Below are 6,119 nucleotides of genomic sequence, written 5' to 3'. Positions count from 1 at the left end.
AGGGCTCGGCGGAACCACCGGGCCACGTCCTCCGGCGTGGCCCGGTACCCCGCCCACCCCGGGGCGCAGCGACTCCCTAGGCGGGGCGCAGCGACGCGAGGAGCAGGTCGGCGAAGTGCCGGCCCACCTGCTCCGCCGACAGCGGGCCGTCCGCGCTGTACCACTGGCCGAGGTGGTGGACGGTGCCGAAGAAGTAGTGGACGGTGAGGTCCGCGGGCACGTCGGCGCGGAACACCCCGGCCTCCTGCCCCTCCTCGACCAGCGACCGGAACCGCTCGTGGTAGCGGCGGCGCTCGGCCCGCACCTCGCGGCGCTTGTCCTCGGCCAGGTGGTCGGCCGAGCGGAAGTACACGCGGGCCTGGTCGAAGTTGTCCACCGAGGTCACCACGACGTCCACGGCGGCGGCGTGCAGCCGCTCGGCCACCGGCCCGGACCCGTCCGCGATCAGCGTGAGCCGCTCGGTCTGCATCCGCAGCAGGCTGCCGTAGATCTCGTGCAGCAGGTCGTCCTTGGACCCGAAGTAGTGGTACATGGCGCCCTTGGTGACGCCCGCGAGGTCCACGACCTCCTGCACCGCGACCCGGTCGAAGCCCTTCGCGGCGAACAGCCGGGTCGCCGCGTCGATCAGCCGCTCCGGTACCGATGCCATGGGGGAAGCATCGCACGCGACGATCACTGGAACATCGCGATGGGTCGGACGACCAGGTGCCCCTCCTCCGCCTTCCACGACTGCACCCGGCCCAGGCAGGACGCGTAGAACGTCCCCTCGGGCACGGCACCGTCCAGCAGCCACTCGTGCGCGCAGTCCACCCGCACCCACTGACCGCCGGCGTCGCCCCCGTCCGGGCCGAAGGGCGCCAGCAGCACCGTGACGCCGTCGGCGTCGGAGCCCGTCCGGAACCAGCCCACCACGGACACGTAGGCGTTGATGCCCTGCAACGGCACCGAGGCGGGGTTCTGCCGCGTCGTGCGCAGGTGCCGCTCCACGGCGACGTTGCGCAGCAGGTGGCGGCCGGCCAGGTCCGCGTACAGCAGCTGGTTGCCGTCCGACAGCGCCTTCACCAGCGGCGCGACCAGGTCGATCGGCTCGTAGGTCTCCCGGAAGGTCCGGGTCTCCTCGTCCACCCTGGCCACGCCGCCCGTGACGGACAGGCCGGGCACCTCGATCTTGCCGTCCTTGTTGAGCACGGCCCGCGCGGTGACCTCGGCCGGCACCGGCTTGAGCCCGAGCACCGACATGATGTTCAGCACGGTCGGCCCGTCGACGTAGACGGGCACCCCCAGCGGGTGCGGCTCGGGGCCGTACTTGTGCCGCGCGCGCCACGCCAGCGCGGCGGTGACCGCGAAGACCACCACCGCCAGCGCCGTCACGCCCCACACGACGACCCACGGCCACCAGACGTCCCACCACAGCCCCCGGTCACCGGCACCCACGGACCTCCCTCACCGCCTCCGTCAGCGACCCGTCGGTCGCGTCCACCACCCGGCCGCCGCTCGCCCGCGCGACGCGGTCCAGCTCGGCCGGGTCCGCCTCGCCGAACCGGACGGCGTAGGTGCGCGCGGGTGGCGACGGCCAGGCCGCCAACAGGTCGTCCGCGCTCATCCCGGCGTTGTTCTCGCCGTCGGTCATCAGCACCACGCCGCCCTCGCCGACCACCCGGTAGGCGTGGTCCAGCGCCGACCAGAGGGCCGTGCCGTCGACCAGCTCCGCCCCGTCGAGCAGGGTCGCCAGCGCGTCCAGGTCCCCCGCGCCGCGCACGGTGACCTCCCGCTCCTCCAGCACCGAGCCCGCGAACCGCACCACCACGACCGTCTCGCCGACCCGGAACTGCTCGAACCCGCCCGCCCGGCTCAGCGTCGCGAACGCCGCGCGCAGGCCGTCGATCCGCGCGCCCGCCATGGACGTCGAGTGGTCCAGCACGAACACCACCCGGCTCGGCCTGCCCGCCCGGTCGTACGCGGCGAGCAGCGCGTCCACCACCTCCTGCGCGGCCGGGAAGTACAGGGAGGTGCCGAGGGGTTCGCGCAGGGGCGCCGGGCGCGGCAGGTCCGGGTCGACCGGCCGCCGCCAGGTGCGCTCCATGACGGCCCGCTGCGCGCCCTCGCCCCGCAGCCACGCCACCACCCGGTCGTAGGCGGCCCGCCGGCCCGGGTCGAGCAGCATCAGCGGGTGGTCGGAGAGCACGATGCCGTCCCTCGGGTACACCACCTCCAGGGGTTCGCGCAGCCGCCCGGAGGCGTTCAGCGCCAGCACCTCGGACTCCTGCGCGACCAGCGCGTCCACCTGGTCCTCGTGCCGCGCGTACTCCTCCGCCCCGCCGTCCGCGGCGCGCACCCGGCCGGTGAGGAAGCCCTGGAGCCGGTCGCACGCCACGTCCTCGGGCCGCAGCGCCGCACCGGTGCCCGCGGCGGCCGTGGCGACGCCGATCAGCGCGCCCAGGCCGCTGCCGGACACGCGCGGGTCGGCCATCCCGAACCGCAGCCGCCCGGCCGCCGCGTGCCCGGCGAGGTCCGCCCACGACGGCGGTCCGGCCGCGCGCAGCCCGGCGGCCTTGGCGCGCTTCACGCCGAGCACGAGCGGGGTGAGCATGGTCGTGGTCGACAGCGGCAGGTCACGGGTCCGCAGCCGCAGGTACCGGTCGGTCGACAACCACGCCAGGTCGTGACCGGTGGGCCCCGCCGCGAGGTCCTCGCTGGCCCGCACGGTGCCGCGGTGCTCGACCCGGAGCGACACGCCGGTGTCGCGGCGCAGGTCGTCCAGCACCGGCGCGAGGTCGGCCAGCTCGGTGCTCGCGAGCACGGTCAGCGTGGTGGTCGCGGGCGGCGCGGGCGTGCACGCGGCGAGCAGCGCGAGCACGACCAGCAGCGGGACGGCCCTCATATCGGCACGTCGATGTGCGGGCACCGGCCCACCTCGCTGATCAGCGAGGTCAGCTCGGCCGACTTGGGCAGGTACCCCTCGGTGTCGACCAGCGCCCCGACCGGGAGGCCGCGCGACGCCAGGAGGTCGGCGAGCTCCGTGGACGTGCGGCTGCTGGGCCGCAGCCCCAGCTCCAGCGCCCGCTGCCGCAGGCCCGCGTCGTCCTCCAGCAGGTCGCCGATCAGCTCGCCCGCCGGGGTGAACGCGATCAGCCACGGTTCGGTGCGGTGGTTGGCGTCCGGGTAGAGCACGACCCGGTCCCGGTCCCGCTCCAGCCCCCGCGCGAGGCGGCCGAGCTGGTAGGCGAGGTACTGGTGCTCGTACATCACGCCGACCGGGGTGGTGCTGCGGCCGTCCGGGTGGAAGAACGTCGTGCCGATGCCGGAGCCGTGCATGCCCTCGACGTCGAACACCGGTTTGACCCGCTGGGCGACCGCGTGGACGTCGGCCTCGGTCAGCGCGACGCTGCCGTTGACGGTGAACGCGACCAGCCCGAGCCACGCCGCGCCCGAGTAGGAGTCGCACGGGCTGGGCGTCTGGGCGACGACCTGGTTGCGGTTCGGCACGCCCAGGTCGGCCCACGTCGTCGGCGCCGTGCCGTCGCCGGGCAGCGCCAGCCGCACGAACTCGGTCAGCCGCAGGTCGTAGTACAGGCCGTCCCCGCCGTCCTGCCGCGTGGCGACCCCGTGCCTCACCAGCGCCTCGGCGTAGTCGCCGAACGCGCCCAGGACGAGCGGGCTGGCGAACGGGTAGTAGACCCGACCGCCCCACTTGTCGTGGATGAGCTTGCCCGCCGCCTGGCCGGACGGGAGCACGAAGTCGTACTCCCGGACCCGCTCCTGCTTGTCCCGGATGATCTCCAGCGACCCCGTGGAGTCGGTGACGTGCACCTCCAGGCCGTGCCTGAGCAGGATGCGGCGCACCTGCTCGTCCTGGAAGAACACCACCTTGGAGGCCATCATCGACCGGACCACGAGGACCTGCCGGAACGGCAGCGCGACCGTGCCCGACGAGATCATGAGGACCACGCCGACGAGGGCCGTCACCGCCGAGACGGCGAGCGGCAGCAGGTAGCGCCTGTGCTGGAAGACCGAGCGCGGCGGGGCCTTGACGGTCAACCCCGGTTCGCCGGTGGCGGTGCCGTTCGCGGTCACGAACTCCCCCGGTGGTGAGGTGAACTCCTCACCGGTTCAGATCGTCCCGTGACAGCCGGTCATTACACCGGTTCAGCCCGCGATCGTCGTGCCCCCGTCCACCACGAGCGTGGCCCCGGTGACGTACCCGCCCGCCGGGGAGGCGAGGAACACCACGGCCGCCGCCAGTTCCTCCGGGTCGCCGGTGCGCCCCGCGGGGGTGGCCGCCATCCGGGCCTCCAGGTAGCCCTCGGGGTACTGGTCCGTCATCTCGGAGGCGAAGTAGCCGGGCGCGAGGGCGTTGACCCGGATGCCCTTGCGGCCGGTCCACTGCTGGGCCAGGTCGCGGGTCAGGCCGAGCAGGCCCGCCTTGGACGCCGAGTAGGCGGCCTGCGGCAACCCGCCGGAGACCAGGCCGAGCACGGACGACACGTTGACGATCGCCCCGCCGCCGGTCATCACGGCCGCCGCCGCCTGGGCCATCCAGTAGGCGCCGTTGAGGTTGACGTCCAGCACGCGCAGGAACTGCTCGGGCGTCTCCCGCGACGCGGGCACCGCCGAGGCCACGCCCGCGTTGTTCACCAGGACCGTGACCGGGCCGAACCCGGCGGCGGCGCGGGCCACCTCGCGGCAGTCGTCGGGCTGCGCCACGTCCGCCTGCACGATCAGCGCGCGCCGGCCGGCCGCCTCGACCAGCTCCGCGGTGTCCTTGAGCCGGTCCACGCGCCGCGCGGCGAGCACCACGTCCGCGCCCGCCTCGGCGAGGCCCTTGGCGAACGCCACGCCCAGGCCCGACGACGCGCCGGTGACGATCGCGACCTGGTCGTCGAGGCGGAACTTGTCGAGGATGCCCATCAGGAAAGCCTTTCCAGGATGATCGCCATGCCCTGACCGCCGCCGACGCACATGGTCTCCAGGCCGAACTGCGCGTCGCGGGCGCGCATCCCGTTGATCAGGGTGGTCATGATGCGGGCGCCGGTGGAGCCGAACGGGTGGCCGAGCGCGATGGCGCCGCCGTGCACGTTGAGCCGGTCGAGGTCGATGCCCAGCGCCCGCTGGCTGCCCAGCACCTGCACGGCGAACGCCTCGTTGATCTCGACCAGGTCGATGTCGCCGATGGCCATGCCCGCGTGCGCCAGCGCCTGCTTCGTGGCGTCGACCGGGCCGAGGCCCATGACCTCCGGGGACAGGCCGGACACGCCGGTGGACACGATGCGCGCCAGCGGGGTCAGGCCCAGCTCGCGCGCCCTGGTGTCGCTCATGACGACCACGGCCGCCGCGCCGTCGTTGAGCGGGCAGCAGTTGCCCGGCGTGACCGTCCCCCGTGGCCGGAAGGAGGGCTTGAGCGCGGCGACGGACTCCACCGTGACGCCCTTGCGCGGGCCGTCGTCGGTGCGCACGACCGTGCCGTCGGGCAGGGTCACCGGGGTGATCTCGCGCTCGAAGAACCCGTCCGCGATGGCCTTCTCCGCGAGGTTGTGCGAGCGCACGCCGAACTCGTCCTGCTCGGCGCGGGAGATGCCGAGCAGCGTGGCGACGTTCTCGGCGGTCTGGCCCATGGAGATGTAGTAGTCCGGCAGCAGGCCGTCCTCGCGCGGGTCGTGCCACGGCTCGTTGGTCGCGGCGGTGCGCTCGGTGCGGGTCATCGCGTCGGCGAACAGCGGGTTGAGGTGCGGGTCGCCGTGGCGGTAGCGCGAGACGCATTCCACGCCCGCGCTGACGAACGCGTGCCCCTCGCCGGCCTTGACGGCGTGGAACGCCATCCGCGCGGTCTGCACGGAGGAGGCGCAGAACCGGTTGACCGTGGTGCCGGGCACGGTGTCCAGGCCGAGCTGCACGGCGATCCGGCGCGCGACGTTCTGGCCGTGCTCGTCCTGCGGTTCGGCGCACCCCAGGTGCAGGTCGATGATCTCGCGCGGGTCCAGTTCGGGGACCTGCGCGAGGGCCGCGCCGACGATCTGCGCGGCGAGGTCGTCCGGTCGCAGGTCGACCAGCGAACCCTTGCGGGCGCGACCGATCGGGGACCGCGAGGTGGCGACGACGACAGCCTCGGGCATGAGAACTCC

Annotated in this window: 6 protein-coding genes; all 6 read right to left on the bottom strand. The window is 74.0% G+C overall.

Annotated elements, in window-relative coordinates; translation table 11 throughout:
* Positions 1-76: 76 nt before the first annotated feature.
* Positions 77-649 (bottom strand): TetR/AcrR family transcriptional regulator, encoded by a 573-nt coding sequence (locus ACR807_RS29980; protein ID WP_438924805.1) that lies wholly within the window; start codon positions 647-649, stop codon positions 77-79.
* A 23-nt stretch (positions 650-672) separates the two neighbouring features.
* Positions 673-1,434, bottom strand: a complete 762-nt coding sequence (locus tag ACR807_RS29975) for a hypothetical protein (protein ID WP_438924804.1) — start codon at positions 1,432-1,434, stop codon at positions 673-675.
* A complete protein-coding gene (locus tag ACR807_RS29970; protein ID WP_438924803.1) occupies positions 1,421-2,881 on the bottom strand; it encodes a substrate-binding domain-containing protein in 1,461 nt (486 codons plus the stop codon). Before ACR807_RS29970 ends, ACR807_RS29975 begins: the two co-directional genes overlap by 14 nt.
* Complete coding sequence (locus ACR807_RS29965) at positions 2,878-4,074, bottom strand: hypothetical protein (RefSeq protein WP_438924802.1); 1,197 nt, start codon at positions 4,072-4,074, stop codon at positions 2,878-2,880. The genes ACR807_RS29970 and ACR807_RS29965 overlap by 4 nt, the downstream gene beginning before the upstream one ends.
* A gap of 72 nt (positions 4,075-4,146) precedes the next feature.
* Positions 4,147-4,908, bottom strand: coding sequence for an SDR family NAD(P)-dependent oxidoreductase (locus ACR807_RS29960; protein ID WP_438924801.1), 762 nt, complete (start codon positions 4,906-4,908; stop codon positions 4,147-4,149).
* Positions 4,908-6,110: an acetyl-CoA C-acetyltransferase gene (locus ACR807_RS29955; RefSeq protein ID WP_438924800.1), complete on the bottom strand. Its 1,203-nt coding sequence runs from the start codon at positions 6,108-6,110 to the stop codon at positions 4,908-4,910. The genes ACR807_RS29960 and ACR807_RS29955 overlap by 1 nt, the downstream gene beginning before the upstream one ends.
* Between the last annotated feature and the right edge of the window lie 9 nt (positions 6,111-6,119).

Source organism: Saccharothrix sabaoui (assembly GCF_051756985.1).
Lineage (GTDB): Bacteria > Actinomycetota > Actinomycetes > Mycobacteriales > Pseudonocardiaceae > Actinosynnema.
This window is presented reverse-complemented; position numbering and strand designations above follow the sequence as displayed.